The sequence below is a fragment of the Pseudomonas sp. URIL14HWK12:I6 genome (assembly GCF_000514195.1).
GTDB classification, from domain to species: Bacteria; Pseudomonadota; Gammaproteobacteria; order Pseudomonadales; family Pseudomonadaceae; genus Aquipseudomonas; species Aquipseudomonas putida_A.
This window is the reverse complement of sequence record NZ_AZVL01000002.1, coordinates 251,971-270,138: the sequence shown is the minus strand read 5'-3', so window position 1 is coordinate 270,138 and position 18,168 is coordinate 251,971. Positions and strand designations below refer to the sequence as shown.

General features: G+C 59.9%; 15 protein-coding genes. 9 read left to right on the top strand and 6 right to left on the bottom strand.

Annotation, left to right across the window (positions count from 1 at the left end):
- Nucleotides 1-34: 34 nt before the first annotated feature.
- Nucleotides 35-661 carry a transcriptional regulator gene (locus tag H043_RS0104885; protein WP_027610935.1) on the top strand — a complete coding sequence of 209 codons (627 nt, stop codon included), beginning with the start codon at nt 35-37 and terminating at the stop codon, nt 659-661.
- 124 nt (nt 662-785) lie between these two features.
- On the opposite strand, the gene H043_RS0104880 is transcribed toward H043_RS0104885, so the two are convergent.
- The 6 genes from H043_RS0104880 to H043_RS0104850 form a co-directional block, all read right to left on the bottom strand.
- A complete protein-coding gene (locus H043_RS0104880; protein ID WP_027610934.1) occupies nt 786-1,562 on the bottom strand; it encodes an ABC transporter substrate-binding protein in 777 nt (258 codons plus the stop codon).
- Nucleotides 1,563-1,854: 292 nt separating this feature from the next.
- Nucleotides 1,855-2,307, bottom strand: coding sequence for a molybdopterin synthase catalytic subunit MoaE (gene moaE / locus H043_RS0104875; RefSeq protein WP_007965204.1), 453 nt, complete (start codon nt 2,305-2,307; stop codon nt 1,855-1,857).
- Between the two features lie 3 nt (nt 2,308-2,310).
- A complete protein-coding gene (gene moaD / locus H043_RS0104870) occupies nt 2,311-2,553 on the bottom strand; it encodes a molybdopterin converting factor subunit 1 (RefSeq protein WP_027610933.1) in 243 nt (80 codons plus the stop codon).
- The gene (gene moaC / locus H043_RS0104865; protein ID WP_027610932.1) at nt 2,550-3,023 is read right to left on the bottom strand and encodes a cyclic pyranopterin monophosphate synthase MoaC; all 474 of its coding nucleotides are present in this window, start codon (nt 3,021-3,023) and stop codon (nt 2,550-2,552) included. The genes moaD and moaC overlap by 4 nt, the downstream gene beginning before the upstream one ends.
- A 238-nt stretch (nt 3,024-3,261) precedes the next feature.
- A complete protein-coding gene (locus H043_RS0104860; protein ID WP_027610931.1) occupies nt 3,262-4,656 on the bottom strand; it encodes a PhoH family protein in 1,395 nt (464 codons plus the stop codon).
- A gap of 337 nt (nt 4,657-4,993) precedes the next feature.
- Entirely contained in the window at nt 4,994-6,118 is a 1,125-nt protein-coding gene (locus H043_RS0104850; protein WP_027610930.1) for a polysaccharide deacetylase family protein, read from the bottom strand.
- A 265-nt stretch (nt 6,119-6,383) separates the two neighbouring features.
- Between H043_RS0104850 and yaaA the strand changes: the two genes are divergently transcribed.
- From yaaA to H043_RS0104810, 8 genes are all read left to right on the top strand, one after another.
- Nucleotides 6,384-7,163 (top strand): peroxide stress protein YaaA, encoded by a 780-nt coding sequence (gene yaaA / locus H043_RS0104845; protein WP_027610929.1) that lies wholly within the window; start codon nt 6,384-6,386, stop codon nt 7,161-7,163.
- 811 nt (nt 7,164-7,974) lie between these two features.
- Nucleotides 7,975-9,291: a nucleotide sugar dehydrogenase gene (locus H043_RS0104840; protein ID WP_007965217.1), complete on the top strand. Its 1,317-nt coding sequence runs from the start codon at nt 7,975-7,977 to the stop codon at nt 9,289-9,291.
- A gap of 103 nt (nt 9,292-9,394) precedes the next feature.
- Nucleotides 9,395-10,879, top strand: a complete 1,485-nt coding sequence (gene alg8, locus H043_RS0104835; protein ID WP_177325606.1) for a mannuronan synthase — start codon at nt 9,395-9,397, stop codon at nt 10,877-10,879.
- A gap of 35 nt (nt 10,880-10,914) precedes the next feature.
- Complete coding sequence (locus H043_RS0104830) at nt 10,915-12,084, top strand: alginate biosynthesis protein Alg44 (protein ID WP_027610927.1); 1,170 nt, start codon at nt 10,915-10,917, stop codon at nt 12,082-12,084.
- A 9-nt stretch (nt 12,085-12,093) separates the two neighbouring features.
- A complete protein-coding gene (gene algK / locus H043_RS0104825) occupies nt 12,094-13,602 on the top strand; it encodes an alginate biosynthesis TPR repeat lipoprotein AlgK (RefSeq protein ID WP_256214127.1) in 1,509 nt (502 codons plus the stop codon).
- Nucleotides 13,599-15,080, top strand: a complete 1,482-nt coding sequence (locus tag H043_RS0104820) for an alginate export family protein (protein WP_027610925.1) — start codon at nt 13,599-13,601, stop codon at nt 15,078-15,080. Before algK ends, H043_RS0104820 begins: the two co-directional genes overlap by 4 nt.
- A 26-nt stretch (nt 15,081-15,106) precedes the next feature.
- On the top strand, nt 15,107-16,693 hold the full coding sequence (gene algG, locus H043_RS0104815) for a mannuronan 5-epimerase AlgG (protein WP_027610924.1): 1,587 nt from the start codon (nt 15,107-15,109) through the stop codon (nt 16,691-16,693).
- 10 nt (nt 16,694-16,703) lie between these two features.
- Nucleotides 16,704-18,164, top strand: a complete 1,461-nt coding sequence (locus tag H043_RS0104810; protein ID WP_027610923.1) for an alginate O-acetyltransferase — start codon at nt 16,704-16,706, stop codon at nt 18,162-18,164.
- Nucleotides 18,165-18,168 lie beyond the last annotated feature (4 nt).

The following is an 18,168-nucleotide window of genomic DNA, read 5'->3' as shown; positions in this document are numbered from 1 at the left end:
CGGGGGCGCTGACGCCGCCTGGAGCTCCACAATCATGACCGCCCCCGAATTCGATCCGGCACTGGATAACTTCCGTGCCATCGCCGACGCCATCGCCACGCTGTTCTTTCCCCACGCCGAAGTGGTGCTGCACGACCTGCGCACACAGAAGGTCGACTACATCGCCAACAACCTGTCCAAGCGCGAGATCGGCGACGATTCATCGCTTGAAGACATGCTCAGCGAGGAAGTGAGTGAGCGCAACATCGGCCCGTACGAAAAGCTTAATTGGGACGGCCAGAAAATCCGCAGCCTGAGCACCGTGCTGCGCGACGGTGAAGACCGGCCGCTGGCGGTGCTGTGCATCAACCTGAATATTTCGTTATTCGAGAATGCCAAGGCCGCGCTGGATCTGTTCCTGTCGCCGAGCAAACTGATCCCGCAGCCGGATTCACTGTTTCGCGATGACTGGCAGGAACGCATCAACACCTTCCTCCACGCCTGGCTGCGCGAGCGCCAGCTGAGCCTGAATCTGCTGACCCGCGATCACAAGCGCGAACTGGTGCTGGCGCTGCACGCCGAAGGCGCGTTCAAGGGCAAGAGCGCCTCGAACTATGTGGCCAATGTGCTGAACATGGGGCGGGCGACGGTGTACAAGCATTTGAAGGAATTGAAGGGCTGAAGATCTGCATTGGCATTTCCGGCCCCATCGCTGGCAAGCCAGCTCCCACAGTTTTTTTGGTGTACACAAAATCTGTGCACGACTCGGTCACTGTGGGAGCTGGCTTGCCAGCGATAGCGGGCTGTCAGTCGCCGTAAATGTCAGACTTGAAGTACTTCTGGGAAATCTTCTGATACTCGCCACTCGCCCGAATCCCGTCGATGGCCGTGTTCAACTCGCTGACCAGCTCGGTATTTCCCTTGCGCACCGCGATCCCCGCGCCCTCGCCCACGTACTTCGGATCCTTCAGCTCCGGCCCGACAAACGCATAGCCCTTGCCGCGTGGCATCGACAGGAAATCGTTCAGCGGGATGGTGTCGGCGAAAATCGCATCGAGCCGCCCGGCCGCCAGGTCCATGTAGATTTCTTCGTTATTGCCGTAGCGCTTGACGTTGATGCCCTTCGGTTCGAACACCTCGGTAGCATAACGATCGGTGGTGGTGGCGCGCTGCACGCCGACGGTCTTGCCCTTGAGGCTGGCGTATTGGTCATCGACCGTGGCGCCTTCCTTCATCACCAGTCGCGACGACGTGAAGTAGTACTTGTGGGTGAAATCCACCGACTTCTTGCGGTCTTCGTTGATGGTCATCGACGACAGCGCCATGTCGATTTTCTTCACTTTCAGCGAAGGGATCAGGCCATCGAACTCACCCTCGACCCACACGCATTTGACCTTCATCTGTGCGCACAGGGCGTTGCCGATGTCGTAGTCGAAACCGACGATTTCACCCTTGTCGGTTTTCGAAGCGAACGGTGGATAAGCGGCCTCGATGCCGATGCGCAAGGTTTTCTCGGCGGCAAACGAGCTGGTGCACGCCAACAGGCTCAGGGCCAGACCGGTAATCAGGGGGAGTTTCTTCATGTTCGTTCTCTCGCGGGTTGTTGTTGGTTTGGCAAGACGAAGAAGAGCAGCAGGGAGCAGGGAGCTACGAGCGGCAAGATTGACGTTTTTTTGTACTTATAAATCCATGTTGGACTTATATGTACATTCCGTCAATTGGGCGAAGAAAGAGGATTTTGGTGATGCAGGTGACGCCTTCGCGAGCAGGCTCGCTCCCACAGGGGATCTGTAGCGAACACAATATCTGCGTTCATGAAGATCCAATGTGGGAGCGAGCCTGCTCGCGAAGACGGACTTGAAGGCGCTATAAAAACTATTTTTTCCAGCGATCCGCAGCGGCATGATCACTGTCACGCCCCTCAACCCAGCGCGGGCCGTCACTGGTGTTCTCTTTCTTCCAGAACGGCGCGCGGGTTTTCAGGTAGTCCATGACGAAGGCGCAGGCGTCGAACGCCGCCTGGCGATGGGCGCTGGCCGCGCCGACAAACACGATCGGCTCGCCCGGCTCCAGCGCGCCGATGCGGTGCAGCACTTCCAGCTTCAGCAGCGGCCAGCGCTGCTCGGCCTCGACGGCGATCTTGCCGAGGGCTTTTTCGGTCATGCCCGGATAATGCTCAAGGAACATCCCCGCCACATCCAGCCCATCATTGAAGTCGCGCACGTAGCCGACAAAACTTACCACCGCGCCGACACCGACATTTGCCGCGTGCATCGCGTTGACTTCAGCGCCGGGATCGAACGCCGTGGACTGCACCCGAATCGCCATGCCTCAGCCTCCGGTCACGGTGGGGAAAAACGCCACTTCGTCGCCATCGCTCACCGGCTCGTCGAGCTGGCACAGGTCTTCGTTGCGTGCGCACATCAGGTTCTGTTCGCTCAGCACTTCGGCGCCCTCGCGTTGCGCGAGCAGCGCACGCACAGCGTCGACCGTGGCGAAATCGCCTTCGACCTCGACCGAGTCCACGCCCAGCGCTTCACGATAACGGGCAAAGAATTTAACCGTCAGCTTCATGGCTGCTCCGCCTGAAAATGCCCGCTCTTGCCGCCGACCTTCTCCAGCAGACGCACGCTTTCGATGATCATGCCGCGATCCACCGCTTTGCACATGTCATAGATGGTCAGTGCGGCGACGCTGGCAGCGGTCAGTGCTTCCATCTCTACGCCGGTCTGCCCTGACAGCTTGCAGCGGGCGACGATGCGCACGCTGTCGTCACCTTCAGCGCTGAGTTCGACCTTGACCCCGGTGAGCATCAGCGGATGGCACAGCGGGATCAGATCACTGGTTTTCTTCGCCGCCTGAATGCCGGCAATGCGCGCCACGGCAAACACGTCGCCCTTGGGATGGCCGCCGCTGACGATCATCTGCAGGGTTTCGGGGAGCATGCGCACCAGCGCTTGGGCCGTCGCCTCACGGAACGTCACGGCTTTTTCGGTGACGTCGACCATGTTGGCGCGACCTTGGGAATCGAGATGAGTCAGCACGGGATTACTCCTGATCAGGAGCAGGGATTGTAAACCTGTGGGTCAAATTTCCGCATCACTGATTATGAATTCACCACTGTCCCCTGTGGGAGCGAGCCTGCTCGCGAAAGCGGATTCAGATTCACTATAGATGTCGACTGATACACCGCATTCGCGAGCAGGCTCGCTCCCACAGGGGATATGCATTTATCAATAAAAAACCGGGCGGCTTTTGAGCCGCCCGGTTTTGTTGGAAGGGTTACAAATGCGATTCGGCGTATTCGGCCAGAATCGAGCGCGGCACCCCTTGCAGGGTGATGTGCACCCCGTTGGGGAAATCCTTGAAGCGTTCGGTCAGGTAGGTCAGCCCGGAGCTGGTCGCGGACAGGTAAGGGGTATCGATCTGTGCCAGGTTGCCCAGGCACACCACTTTGGAACCGGCGCCGGCCCGGGTGATGATGGTTTTCATCTGATGCGGCGTAAGGTTCTGGCATTCGTCGATCAGGATCAGGCTCTGCTGGAAGCTGCGACCACGAATGTAGTTGAGCGATTTGAACTGCAACGGCACTTTGCTGAGGATGTAATCGACGCTGCCATGGGTGTTTTCGTCATCCATGTGCAAGGCTTCGAGGTTGTCGGTGATGGCGCCCAGCCAAGGCTCCATTTTTTCCGCTTCAGTACCCGGCAGGAAGCCGATTTCCTGGTCCAGGCCCTGCACGCTGCGGGTCGCAATGATCCGGCGATAGCGCTTGCTGACCATGGTCTGCTCGATCGCCGCAGCCAGCGCCAGAATGGTTTTACCGGAACCCGCTGCACCCGACAGGTTGACCAAGTGAATGTCCGGATCCAGCAACGCATACAGCGCCAGGCTCTGGTAGATATCGCGCGGTTTGAGACCCCAGGCTTCCTGGTGCAGCAGCGGTTCCTGATGCAAGTCGAGGATCAGCAGCTTGTCTTCCTGGATTTCCTTGATCCAGCCGACAAAGCCTTGTTCGTCAATGATGAACTCGTTGATGTGCACCGCCGGCAGGTTATCGATCAACTGCACCTGATGCCAGGTGCGGCCGTGATCCTGACGGGTTTCGACCTTGCTCACGCGGTCCCAGAAGGAGCCCGTCATGTTGTGGTAGCCGTTGGGCAGCAGGGACACGTCATCGACCAACTGGTCGGTGCTGTAGTCCTCGGCATCGATCCCGCAGGCGCGCGCCTTGAGGCGCATGTTGATGTCTTTGGTGACCAGCACCACGGCCTTCTTCGGATCACGGGTGTGCAGGTCGATCAACTGGTTGATGATTTTGTTGTCGTTCAGATGCTCGGGCAGAATCAGGTTCGATTCGGCCTGTTTGCTCATCAGAATTGACAGCAAGCCCTTTGGCCCGCCCTTGCCGCGCTGGATCGGCACACCCAGTTCAACGTCCTCGGGGGAGGCATCGCCCAGGGTCTTGTCGATCAGCCGGATCGCCTGGCGGCATTCGGCAGCAACGCTGTGATGGCCGCTCTTGAGCTTGTCCAGCTCTTCGAGCACGGTCATCGGGATCGCGACGTGGTGTTCTTCGAAATTCAGCAGGGCATTTGGATCGTGAATCAATACGTTGGTATCGAGTACATAAAGGATTGGCTGGTTGGAAGAAGGGCTACGTCCGTGATCATCCATACTCGGTCACCTTTGTGGGAGCCATTCGACGCAATACCTGGGCGGTGCTGCGCCTCGAAGTGACTGCCGAATTCATCCACGAGGGCCTGGATGAACTGCACACAAAAGGAGTCTTGGAAGACGCCACCTGTGTTGCAGGTTTCGGCGGTCTGTCTTCGTAATACTCCAAAACCCATGACATAAAAAAGCACTTTGACGGTTTTTTTAAGTTTATTTTGCAGAGTGACGAAAAGCCCTTGGCGGACCGTCCAGACCCCGCTAAAGTCGGAAGTCCGCCTGCATCGAATTCTCTAGAAAAATCGCCCCAAGCCCAATGTTTCCGGGCTTTTTCCGTTTATCAGCGAAACCCGTCCTGACAGTCTTCAAAGCCGATGCCGCTTTGCGCAGTTTGCGTGATCAGCCACGGCAACGCGGTCTTCACCGCATCCTGTTTCATGTTGAAATTGATCACCCCGTGACGCCACAGCAGCATCAGGGTCAGCACCCGCTGCGCACTCTGCGCGCCCTTGAGCTTGCCGGCGCCGTCCTGGGCATCGATGTCCCACAGCGCCACTTGCAGGCCCTGATTGCGGAAGAAGCTGCCGGCATCACTGCGGCGCTGTCCCTCCGGCGGACGGAACAGCGGCACATAGTTCTCCGGCAACTTGTTCTTCACCAGATCAGCGCTGCGGCGCACCGAGTCCTGCCAGTCCTGCCAATAGCTGTGGGAACGGAACTCCCAACCCTGCACGCCCACACACTGTTTCGAGAACTCCGATTGCAGGTTGCTCACCGAGCGATCGGCCAGACGCGCCTGCACATCCTTGCCCAACAGGAAGAACGTGCCGCTGAGATTGGATTTGCGCAAGTAGTCGGCAATCCAGTCGGTGTTGTCCGGCTGCAGATTGGCGGCGCTGTCGAAGCTCAGCAGAAACAGTCGATCGTGCATCTCGTCGCCGTTGCGCTCGTAGTCGCCGAATTGATCGACTTCGCTGCTGGTTTGCGGCGACAGCGCGGCCTTGCGCATCAGCTCGTCCAGATACTGCAGATGAAACAACCGGCTCGGCTCGGCCCACTTGGTGTAATAGCTGTCGTCGCTGACCACGAACTTGGCGGCCTGCTCGCGCAGGGTCGGCAGGTCTTCGACGAGGAAGCAGAACGAGGCATCCTGATCGCAGCTCTGCTGGGCGAAGTTGTAGTTGGCCAACAGACGTTCCCAGAGCCGCTGGCGCAGGCGGCTGATCGCGTCGACGTTGACCGTGCGCAGCCCAAGGCGCTGGGCCAGCGTGGCCTCGTCCAGCGCCTCGGTGCCGAGCAGGCCCCGGGCGAACATGAGGATTTCCGCGCGCGAGGCGACGTCGAACAGCGTCGGGCTGCTCAGTTGCTCCGGCCAGGTGCTGCGATCCAGCGTCGCCACATCGCCCGGCGCCGCCATGGCCCCGAAGCTCAACAGCCACGCGGTGAATAAAAGAACAATGCGCAAAGGGGTGTCTCCATAACCAAACCCGCGCGGCACTATAGCTGATCCCGCACGATTCCCCTCAGCCACTCCGATTCCCTGTGGGAGGGGGCTTGCTCCCGAATGCGGTGTGTCATCCAACAGATGGGCAGGCTGATACGGCCTCTTCGGGAGCAAGCCCCCTCCCACAGGGAAATGTGGCGAGCCGTCGATCACCTATGGGCTTGATAGCTGGAGTCAACCCGGCCAACCCCCTAGAATCGCCCCCACGATTAAAGGAGACGACTTCATGCTGATGGTGATTTCCCCCGCCAAGACCCTCGATTACGAAACACCGCCGGCGACCCAGCGCTTTACCCAGCCGCAATACCTCGATCACTCTCAGGAGCTGATCCAGCAGCTGCGCGAACTGAGCCCGGCACAGATCAGCGAACTGATGCACGTGTCCGACAAGATCGGCGGCCTGAATGCCGCGCGTTTCGGCAGCTGGACGCCCGCCTTCACCCCGGAAAACGCCAAGCAGGCGCTGCTCGCGTTCAAGGGTGACGTGTACACCGGCCTCGACGCGCAATCGTTCAGCGAAGCTCAGTTCGACTATGCGCAAAAGCACTTGCGCATGCTCTCCGGTCTCTATGGCCTGCTGCGTCCGCTGGACTTGATGCAGCCGTATCGTCTGGAAATGGGCACCAAACTGGCCAACGCCCGTGGCAAGGACCTGTACGCGTTCTGGGGTACGCGCATCAGCGAATGGCTCAACGAAGCGCTGGGCGATCAGGGCGACGATGTGCTGCTGAACCTGGCCTCCAACGAGTACTTTTCGGCGGTCAAACGCAGCGCCCTGAACGCGCGGATCATCAACACCGATTTCAAGGACCTGAAGAACGGCCAGTACAAGATCATCAGCTTCTACGCGAAGAAGGCCCGCGGCCTGATGAGCCGTTTCGTGATTCAGGAAAAAATCAATGATCCCGCCCTGCTCAAGCAGTTCGATGTGCAGGGTTATCGCTACAGCGCCGAGCAATCGAAACCGGACAATCTGGTGTTTTTGCGCGACCACGCCCCGGAATAAAGCATGCCCATTGCACGACTCTGTCTATAAAGAGTCGTGCAGCTCGCACGACGTCAAAAATCCCTCGCAGCATTTCGCCGTTTTATTGGCGCCATAAAATCGTCCTGCCCAATTCTAATTTTAGTTTCACTCGACAGCCTCACTTTTTTTCAGTAGTGGCACGTAAATTTTTTTACGGTAGTGGCACAAAACTATCTAGCTCGATTACGCACCGATTAACAAAGGCCCAAATCGAAAGTGCTATCAAATTGAGACCAGTGCCATCTTTGGCAATATTTCAAAAAATTTCAGATTTCGCGATGAGCGGGTAGGAACTATGTCCAAATGCATAGCTCATACCACCGGTAACGATTCTCGCCGAGTTTGTACGAGATAACTTACGCAGAGCGGAGAACCATGTAACCAAGTTGTCACAGCAACTTGCCTAGATGGTTCACTCATCTGATCAACTAACGATGGATAGGTGATACGCACCATAAACATCCTCTACAAGGCCAAGGCTGCGCCCCTGTAATTGTGCTCGCCTGAGCACCCAACCGCTTGATCTACGGGCCTTTCGTCCGACATCAGGTGGACTGAACACATGCACAAGAGTCTTCCAGCAAGAAGATCCGCTGCATAACAGGGCAAGTCATAACAACTAAGGCCTAGTTGCGCACATCTTGAGTGCACTTATTTAGACACTCGGAACTTAGTATGCCTGCACACGGCATTGTGGCGCCTGTATGCCGCACTTTCGAGTGCACTATGACCGCTGAACACCATTAACTCCGGCCATCTAATGGCTTGATAAAACACAGAGGTAATTGCGATGCGCATCAGCATATTTGGTTTGGGTTACGTTGGCGCAGTGTGTGCCGGTTGCCTGTCTGCACGGGGCCATGACGTGGTTGGCGTCGATGTTGCCAAAGACAAGATCGACATGATCAACGCCGGCAAGTCGCCGATTGTGGAACCGGGTCTGGGCGAACTTCTGGCTCAGGGTATCGAGACCGGTCGTCTGCGCGGTACGACCAACTTCGCCGAAGCGATTCGTGACACCGACCTGTCGATGATCTGCGTCGGTACGCCGAGCAAGAAGAACGGCGACCTGGAACTGAACTACATCGAGGCGGTGTGCCGCGAGATCGGTTTCGTACTGCGTGAAAAAACCACCCGCCACACCATCGTGGTACGCAGCACCGTGCTGCCGGGCACCGTCGCCAACGTGGTGATCCCGATCCTCGAAGACTGCTCGGGCAAGAAGGCCGGTGTCGACTTCGGTGTCGCGGTCAACCCGGAATTCCTGCGTGAATCCACCGCGATCAAGGACTACGACCTGCCACCGATGACCGTCATCGGCGAGTTCGACAAAGCCTCGGGCGACGTTCTGCAATCGCTGTACGAAGAACTCGACGCGCCGATCATCCGCAAGGACATCGCGGTCGCCGAGATGATCAAGTACACCTGCAACGTCTGGCACGCGACCAAAGTGACCTTCGCCAACGAGATCGGCAACATCGCCAAAGCGGTCGGCGTCGATGGTCGTGAAGTGATGGACGTGGTCTGCCAGGACAAGACCCTCAACCTGTCCCAGTACTACATGCGCCCGGGCTTCGCCTTCGGTGGTTCGTGCCTGCCGAAAGACGTGCGCGCCCTGACCTACCGCGCAGGTTCGCTGGACGTCGAAGCACCGCTGCTCAACTCGCTGATGCGCAGTAACGAATCGCAAGTGCAGAACGCCTTCGACATCGTTGAAAGCCACGACAAACGCAAAGTCGCCCTGCTCGGTCTGAGCTTCAAGGCCGGTACCGATGACCTGCGCGAAAGTCCGCTGGTGGAACTGGCCGAAATGCTGATCGGCAAGGGCTACGACCTGAGCATCTACGACAGCAACGTCGAGTACGCCCGTGTTCACGGCGCGAACAAGGACTACATCGAGTCGAAGATCCCGCACGTGTCGTCCCTGCTCAACTCGGACTTCGATTCGGTGATCGACAACTCCGACGTGATCATCCTCGGCAACCGCGACGAGAAATTCCGCTCGCTGGCCCAGGAAGCACCGCAAGGCAAACAGGTCATCGACCTGGTCGGCTTCATGGCCAAAGCCACCAACCCGGGTACTCGCACCGAAGGTATCTGCTGGTAAGTCAGCCTTCCGGCCGGGGGATTTGAACCCTCGGCCGGTTCTTCGCCTGCCTTAACCCCATCGGGCCACCCGACAGGCTCGCCCGAGATAGAGACGGATGCAGATTATGCACAGGCTAAAGCACGGCCTACTTCAGGCCGCCGGTTGGCTGTTTTACCTCAGTTTGTTGTTGGGCCTGGCCTTGATGCTGCCCACGTCCACATTCGACTCCGAGTCGAAGGACTTTATTTTCCTGATTGGCGCCGTGGGTATCTGGCGCTACTCGATGGGTGCAACGCACTTTGTGCGCGGCATGATTTTTCTCTACATCGTTTACCCGCATCTGCGCCGCAAAGTGCGCAAGCTGGGTAAAGCGGCGGATCCGTCGCATGTGTTTCTGATGGTCACCAGTTTCCGTATCGACGCGCTGACCACCGCGCAGGTCTACAGCTCGGTGATCCGCGAAGCCATCGACTGCGACCTGCCGACCACCGTGGTCTGCTCGATCGTCGAAATGTCCGATGAGCTGCTGGTTAAAGCGCTGTGGGCGCGGATGAATCCGCCAGACCGCGTGAAGCTCGACTTCGTGCGCATTCCCGGCACCGGCAAGCGCGATGGCCTGGCCTACGGTTTCCGCGCGATCTCCCGTCACCTGCCGGACGACCGCGCCGTGGTGGCCGTGATCGACGGCGACACCGTGCTCGGCGAAGGCACCGTACGCAAGACCGTGCCGTGGTTCCAGCTGTTCGGCAACGTCGGTGGCCTGACCACCAACGAATTCTGCGAAGTACGTGGCGGCTACATCATGAGCGAATGGCACAAGCTGCGTTTCGCCCAGCGCCACATCAACATGTGCTCGATGGCCCTGTCCAAGCGCGTGCTGACCATGACCGGGCGTATGTCGGTGTTCCGCGCCACCGTGGTGACCGATCCGGAATTCATCGCCGATGTCGAAAGCGACTCGCTGCAACACTGGCGCCTGGGTCGTTTCAAGTTTCTCACCGGCGACGACAAGTCGAGCTGGTTCAGCCTGATGCGCCTGGGTTACGACACCTTTTACGTGCCGGACGCCGCGATCAACACCGTTGAGCATCCGCCGGAAAAGAGCTTCATCAAGGCCAGCCGCAAACTGATGTTCCGCTGGTACGGCAACAACCTGCGCCAGAACTCGCGAGCGCTGGGCCTGGGTGTGAAACGCCTCGGCGCCTTCACCTCGGTGGTGCTGTTCGATCAGCGCGTATCGATGTGGACGTCGTTGCTGGGCCTGACCGTGGCGATCATCGCCAGCTTCAAGTACGGCGGCGCGTTCATCCTCGCCTACCTGCTGTGGATCGGTATCACCCGCCTGATTCTGACCCTGCTGCTGTCGTGCTCCGGTCACCGGATCGGCCCGGCCTATCCCGTGATTCTGTATTACAACCAGATCGTCGGTGCGCTGGTGAAGATCTACGTGTTCTTCCGCCTCGACCAGCAATCCTGGACGCGCCAACCCACTTCCCTGACCCGTGATCTCGCCAGCTTTCAACGTTGGTTCAACACCTGGTCGTCTCGGACCATGACCTTCTCCGCCGGCAGCATTTTCGTCGCCGTGCTGCTGATGATGGTCTGACCTGCCCCTATTGAATTAACAAGGAAATCGCCCCCATGAATACCGCCGTCAACGCCAACGTAGTGCATGAATCCGAAGCCCAGCGTCAGCACGCCCGAGTGAAAATCCCGGCCAAACTGCGTTTCTTCGGCCCAGACCGGACGCCGGTCGAAGCGCGGGTCCTCGACCTGTCCGCCGGCGGTCTGGCGTTCAACGCCGGGCAACTGCCGCTGACCATCGGCGAGGTGTACAAGGCACGCCTGCAATTCGTCATCGACAACCTCGGCCTGGCCATGGACGTCGAACTGCAAGTGCGCTCCTACGACCGCCAGAGCGGCCGCGCCGGTTGCCAGTTCCAGAATCTGGAACCGCAGGACATCTCGACCCTGCGTCACCTGATCACTTCGCACCTGGCCGGCGACATCGTCAGCATGGGTGAAGTACTGGCGACCCTGCAGCGCGACAACTTCACCAAGGCGCGCAAGGTCAAGGACGGCGGGAGCGGCATGACCCCGTTCGGGCGTCTGAAAGCCGTGACTTTCAGCGCCGGCATTTTCGCCATCGGTCTGGTCGCTTTCGGTTTCGTCTTCAAGTCGGTGTACGGAATGTACTTCGTCAGCCACGCGCAAGCAGGTCTGGTCAGCGTGCCGGGAATGAACATCACCATGCCGCGTGACGGCACGGTGCAGAGCCTGGTCAAGTCCGACGGCGTCGCCGCCAAAGGCGCGCCGCTGGCGACCTTCAGCACCAGCATGCTCGACGTGCTCAAGGGCCATCTGGACGAAGACCAGTTGCAACCGGCCAAGGTTGAAGAACTGTTCGGCAAGCAAATGACCGGCACCCTGACCTCGCCGTGCGATTGCACCGTGGCCCAGCAACTGGTGGCTGACGGTCAGTACGCAAGCAAAGGCGACGTGATTTTCACCCTGGTACCGCGCAACACCCAGGCCACCGTCGATGCGCGCTTCTCCTATCGCCAGTTCGGCGACGTGCGTCCGGGGACGCCAGTGAGCTTCCAGATCGCCGGCGAAGACCAGACCCGCACCGGCAAGATCGTCAGCAGCACCAGCCTGAAAAGCGCCGACCTGTCCTCCGACATCCGCGTGCAGATCCAGCCAGACGAACCACTGGACAGCAGCTTCGCCGGGCGCCCGGTGGAAGTGAACAGCGATCGTGGTCCGAACCTGAACTGGCTGATCGACAAAGCCATGGCTGCCGGTCTTTAAGTCGAGGACATGCCTGTGACTACTCCTATCTTGAACACACCGCCGAACCTGTGGGAGCGAGCCTGCTCGCGAAAGGATCAGCGCGGTTTGTCTGAAGTACCGAGTCGACTGCTTCGCGAGCAGGCTCGCTCCCACATGGGTTTGATGGTGTGCTCGCTGGCATTGGCGGTAAGTCTCGCCGGTTGCGCCGGCCTGCCCGACCAACGCCTGGCCAACGAAGCGCTCAAGCGTGGCGACACTGCCACCGCCGCGCAGAACTACCGCGCATTGGCGGATCTGGGTTACAGCGAGGCGCAAGTCGGCCTCGCCGATATCCAGGTCGACAGCCGCGACCCCGAGCAGATCAAACAGGCCGAAGCGACCTACCGCGCCGCCGCCGACGTGTCGCCTCGGGCTCAGGCCCGTCTCGGTCGCCTGCTGGTGGCCAAACCGGGCTCCACCGAGGCCGAGCACCACGAAGCCGAAAGCCTGTTGAAAAAAGCCGCCGCCAATGGCGAAGGCAACACGTTGATCCCGCTGGCGATGCTGTACCTGCAATTCCCGCACAGCTTCCCGAACATCAACGCACAGCAGCAGATCGATCAGTGGCGCAAATCCGGCTACCCGGAAGCCGGTCTGGCGCAGGTGCTGCTGTATCGCACCCAAGGCACTTACGACCAGCATCTGGATGACGTGGAAAAAATCTGCAAAGCCGCGCTCAACACCACCGACATCTGCTACGTCGAACTGGCCACGGTCTATCAGAAACGGGCCCAGCCGGAGCAACAGGCCGAGCTGATCAAGCAGATGCAGGCCGGTTACAGCCGTGGCACAGTCAGCGCGCAGCGCGTCGATTCGGTGGCCCGCGTGCTGGCCGATTCGACCCTGGGCAAGACCGACGAGAAGACCGCGCAGTCGCTGCTCGAACCGATCGCACCGGGCTACCCGGCATCGTGGGTGACCCTCGCGCAACTGCTCTACGACTTCCCGGAACTGGGCGACGTCGATCAGATGATGAAGTACCTGGACAACGGCCGCGCCGCCGACCAGCCGCGCGCCGAACTGTTGCTGGGCAAGCTCTACTACGAAGGCAAACTGGTGCCGGCCGACGCCAAAGTCGCCGAAGAACACTTCCAGAAAGCCGTCGGCCGCGAAGTCGCCGCCGACTACTACCTCGGCCAGATCTATCGCCGTGGTTACCTGGGCAAGGTCTACCCACAGAAGGCCCTCGACCACCTGCTGACCGCTGCGCGCAATGGCCAGAACAGCGCCGATTTCGCCATTGCCCAACTGTTTTCCCAAGGCAAGGGCACCAAGCCCGACCCGCTCAACGCCTACGTATTCAGCCAATTGGCCAAGGCGCAGAACACCCCGCAAGCCGATGAACTGGCGACCACCCTGGCCGCGCAATTGCCGCCCGAGCGTCTGGCCGAAGCCCAGCGCCTGCTGCAACAGGAACAGGCCAGCCGTGGCGCCCTGAACCAGAACACGCTGCAACTGCACGCCCTGCAAGAAGAAGACGGCGAGGAATCCCTATGAAGTTGAATCCCTTTGTGAAGGCTGGCATTGGCCTCACGTTCGCGCTGATCTGGTCTTGCCCGACACTGGCCGCGATCACTGAAACCAAGAACTTCGGCCTGGAAGTGAAAATCACCGGCCAGTCCGAAGACGACCGCGACCTCGGCACCGCCAGCGGCGGCGACGTCAACGGTGTGGGCCTGGACCTGCGTCCTTGGATCTACGGCGAAAGCGGCGCGTGGAGTGCCTACGCCATGGGCCAGGCCGTGACCTCGACCGACATCATCGAGACCGACACCTTGCAGCAGTCGGACGGTGAGCAAACCACCGACAACAGTGATCGCAAAACCAAGAAAAACTACTTGGCGATGCGCGAGTTCTGGGTCGGCTACAGCGGCCTGACGCCGTACCCCGGCGAGATGCTCAAGCTCGGTCGCCAGCGCCTGCGCAATGACGACGGCCAATGGCGCGACACCAACATCGAAGCGCTGAACTGGACCTTCGACACCACCCTGTTGCGCGCCAACGTCGGTGTCGCCGAACGCTTCAGCGAATACCGCACTGACCTCAAAGAGCTGGCGCCGAAAGACAAGGATCGCCTGCACGCCTACGCCGATGCCGCCTACCAGTGGACACCGGGTAACTGGGTCGGCATTCGCGGTCATCACACCCACGACAACGGCAAGCTCGATTACGCCGAACCGGGCGTGCCCCGCGACACCCTCGACAAAACCCAGAACGGCGACATCAGCTGGCTCGGTCTGACCGCCGACAGCGACGCCTACAACTGGCGCAACACCAACACCGTCAACTACTGGGGCAGCATCACCGGCATGAGCGGCGACCTTGATTCGGTCAACCCGCTGAACGCCGATGGCAGCCGTCCGGCCCAAGCCAAGCGCAGTGATGACATCAACGGCTGGGCCACCGATCTGGGCGTGCGTCTGCGCCTCGATCCGCAGTGGCAGGTCGGTGCGGCCTACGCCCGCGCCAGCGCCGATTACCAGCAGAACGGTCTGGAAAGCAACCGCTCCAACTACACCGGTACCCGCTCGCGCGTGCACCGTTTCGGCGAAGCATTCCGTGGCGAAATGAACAACATGCAGACCGCGACCCTGTTCGGTTCGTGGATGCTCAACGACCAGTACGACGCCAGCCTGATCTACCACAAGTTCTGGCGCGTGGACGGCAACAAGCCGGTGGGCAGCAACGGCATCAACGCCGTGGAAAACAACACCGACGACGTCACCGGCGCGATCCTCTCCAGCACCTCGCTGCCGCTGCAGGATGGCAACAAGGATCTGGGTCAGGAAATGGACCTGGTGGTGACCAAGTACTTCAAGCAAGGCTTGCTGCCGGCGGCGTTGAGCCAGTCGATCGACGAGCCGTCGGCGCTGGTGCGCTTCCGTGGCGGTGTGTTCAAGCCCGGTGATGCCTATGGCAGCCAGGTCGATTCGTACATGCACCGCGCGTTCATCGACGTGATCTGGCGCTTCTGATGCAAACCGCCAAGGGAGTGCCCGACATGCACCATGCAAGGAAAGGCTCGCTCAGCCTGTTGGCCGGCGCCATGCTGCTGGCCTCCGCTGGCGCGTTCGCCACGGTGGAACCGGCTGTGCCTCAACAGGGCAAACCGGTGACCACCGCCAAAGAGCTGCAACAAGCCAAGACCTACACCGTCAGCAGCGCGCCGACCGAGGCGCTGGAACTGGCCAAGCCGAAACTGCCCGACCTGTCCGGCTTCACCGCCGAAGCCGCTGCCGCGAAGATCAATCGCAGCAAACCGGGCAAGATCAGCGTGCGCCGGATGATGCAGGAAGACGCCCTGAAGGACTTCATCGGCGGCGACAACAAGATGGCCGAATGGGTGGTGCGTCAGCACGGCATCCCGCAGGCGATCTTCGTCGACGACGGCTACCTGAACCTCAAGGATCTGGCGCAGAAACTGCCCAAGCAGTACTTCAGCGAGACCTCGCCGGGCGTGTACCTGGCGAAGCTGCCGATCGTGGTAGGCCGTAAAGGCATCCTTGAAATCGACGGCCAGACCCAGGAGTTGCGCCTGTCGCAAGAGGCCGGTTCGTTCCTGGTCAACGACGGTCAGCTGTTCGTGCGTGACACCAAAGTCACCGGCTGGCGCGAGAAAGACAACGGCCCGGCCACCTTCCGTTCGCCGAAGGAATTCCGGCCGTTTCTGCTGGCCTGGGGTGGCACCGAGACCTACATCGTCAACAGCAAGATGGCCAGTTTCGGCTACGCCAACAGTAAGTCGTACGGGGTGAGTATTTCCCAGTACACGCCGAACATGGCCAAGGTGCTCAAACGCCCTGAACCGACCGGCTGGATCGTCGGCTCCGAGTTCTCCGACATGTGGTACGGCTTCTACTGCTACGAAACCCGCGACTTCGTGGTCAAGGGCAACACCTACAAGGACAACATCGTCTACGGCATCGACCCGCACGACCGTTCCCACGGTCTGATCATTGCCGAGAACACCGTCCACGGTACGAAGAAGAAGCACGGCATCATCATTTCCCGTGAAGTGAACGACAGCTTCATCTTCAACAACAAGAGCTACGACAACCACCTCTCGGGCCTGGTGATCGACCGTAACAGCGTCAACAACATCATCGCCTACAACGAGATCTACAAGAACCACACGGACGGCATCACCCTCTACGAGTCCGCCGACAACCTGCTGTGGGGCAACAAGGTCATCAGCAACAAACGTCACGGCATCCGCATTCGTAACAGCGTGAACATCCGCCTCTACGAAAACGTCGCCATGGCCAACGGTCTGACCGGCGTCTACGGCCACATCAAGGACCTGACCGACACCGACCGTGACATCAAGCTCGACCCGTTCGACGCGCAAGTCTCGCTGATCGTGGTCGGCGGTGAACTGGCGGCCAACGGCAGCGGCCCGATGGCCATCGACTCGCCGTTGAGCGTCGAGCTATATCGCGTATCGATGCTGGCGCCGACCAAATCCAGCGGCATCAGCTTCAACGGCATCCTCGGCGAGCGCCAGGATGAAATTCTCGACCTGCTGGTACGCCAGCAGAAAGCCGTGCTGATCGACCCTGTCGAACGCCAGACCGAATTGCAGGACTGAGGATAATTTTATGCACCCACACTTGATCAAATTACTCAGCCTGTCGGCCCTGACCGTGGGCATTCTGGCGGCCAGCAACGCTGCCCGCGCCGATGACACGGCGGGCGCCACCCCGCCAAAATTCAGCGCCGAACCGTGCTGCAACCTGTGCCCGGCCGCCCATGACGCGAAGAACTACACCACGCGCTACCAGCAGAACTTCACCACCCTGGTGCAGGCGCAGGGCGACTGGCTGTTCCGTACCCAGGAAGATTTGCGCACCGAGTTCAACACCACTCCGGCCGGCTACAAACGCCTGCAACAGCTGCACGATGCGTTCAAGGCCAAAGGCGTCGAACTGGTGATCGTCTATCAGCCGACCCGTGGCCTGGTGAACCGCAACAAGCTCAATCCGCAGGAAAAAGCCGCGTTCGATTACGAGAAAGCGCTGGGCAACTACAAGACCATGCTCGGCCGTTTCGCGCAGATGGGTTACGTGGTACCGGACCTGTCGCCGCTGACCAACGAATCGCTGCCGGACACCCTGCCCGCCCACGATTTCTACTTCCGCGGCGACCAGCACTGGACCCCATACGGTGCCCAGCGCACAGCGAAAATCGTCGCCGAGAAGGTCAAGCAGATCCCGGCCTTCGCCGACATTCCCAAGCGTGAATTCGAAACCAAACGCACCGGGCGCATGGGCAAGACCGGCACCCTGCACAACATGGCCGGGCAACTGTGCGGCACCAGTTACGCGATCCAGTACATGGACCAGTTCACCACCGAGCCGAAAGGCGAAGCCGGTGACGGCGACCTGTTCGGTGACTCCGGCAACCCGCAAATCACCCTCGTGGGTACCTCGCACAGCGGCAAGAACTACAACTTCGCCGGCTTCCTCGAAGAGGCCATTGGCGCCGACATTCTCAACGTCGCCTTCCCCGGCGGTGGTCTCGAAGGTTCGATGCTGCAGTACCTCGGTAGCGACGAATTCCAGAAGACCCCGCCGAAGATTCTGATCTGGGAATTCTCGCCGCTGTACCGCCTCGACCAGGAAACCATCTATCGCCAGATGATGTCGCTGCTCGACAACGGCTGCGAAGGCAAAGACGCGCAAATGTCCGCCAGCACCACGCTCAAGCCTGGCGGCAAACAGGAACTGCTGGTCAACAGCAAAAACCTGAACCTGCAAAACAGCAGCCATCAGGTCGACATCCGCTTCGCCGACCCCTCGGTGAAAACCCTGCAAGCCACCCTCTGGTACATGAACGGTCGCCACGAGGACATCAAGATCGAGAAACCGGAAACCTCCGACACCGACGGTCGTTTCGCCTTTGAGCTGCGCACGGACGAAGACTGGGCCTCGCAAAATCTGCTGGCAGTCGAAGTCCAGGGCCCGGAAGCGGGTACCGCGCCGCAAAAAGTCGAAGCGAAAATCTGCAAACGCAACGTATTCCCGGGCGCTGGGCCACAAACCGCTCAGCTCGGGCAATGAGGTC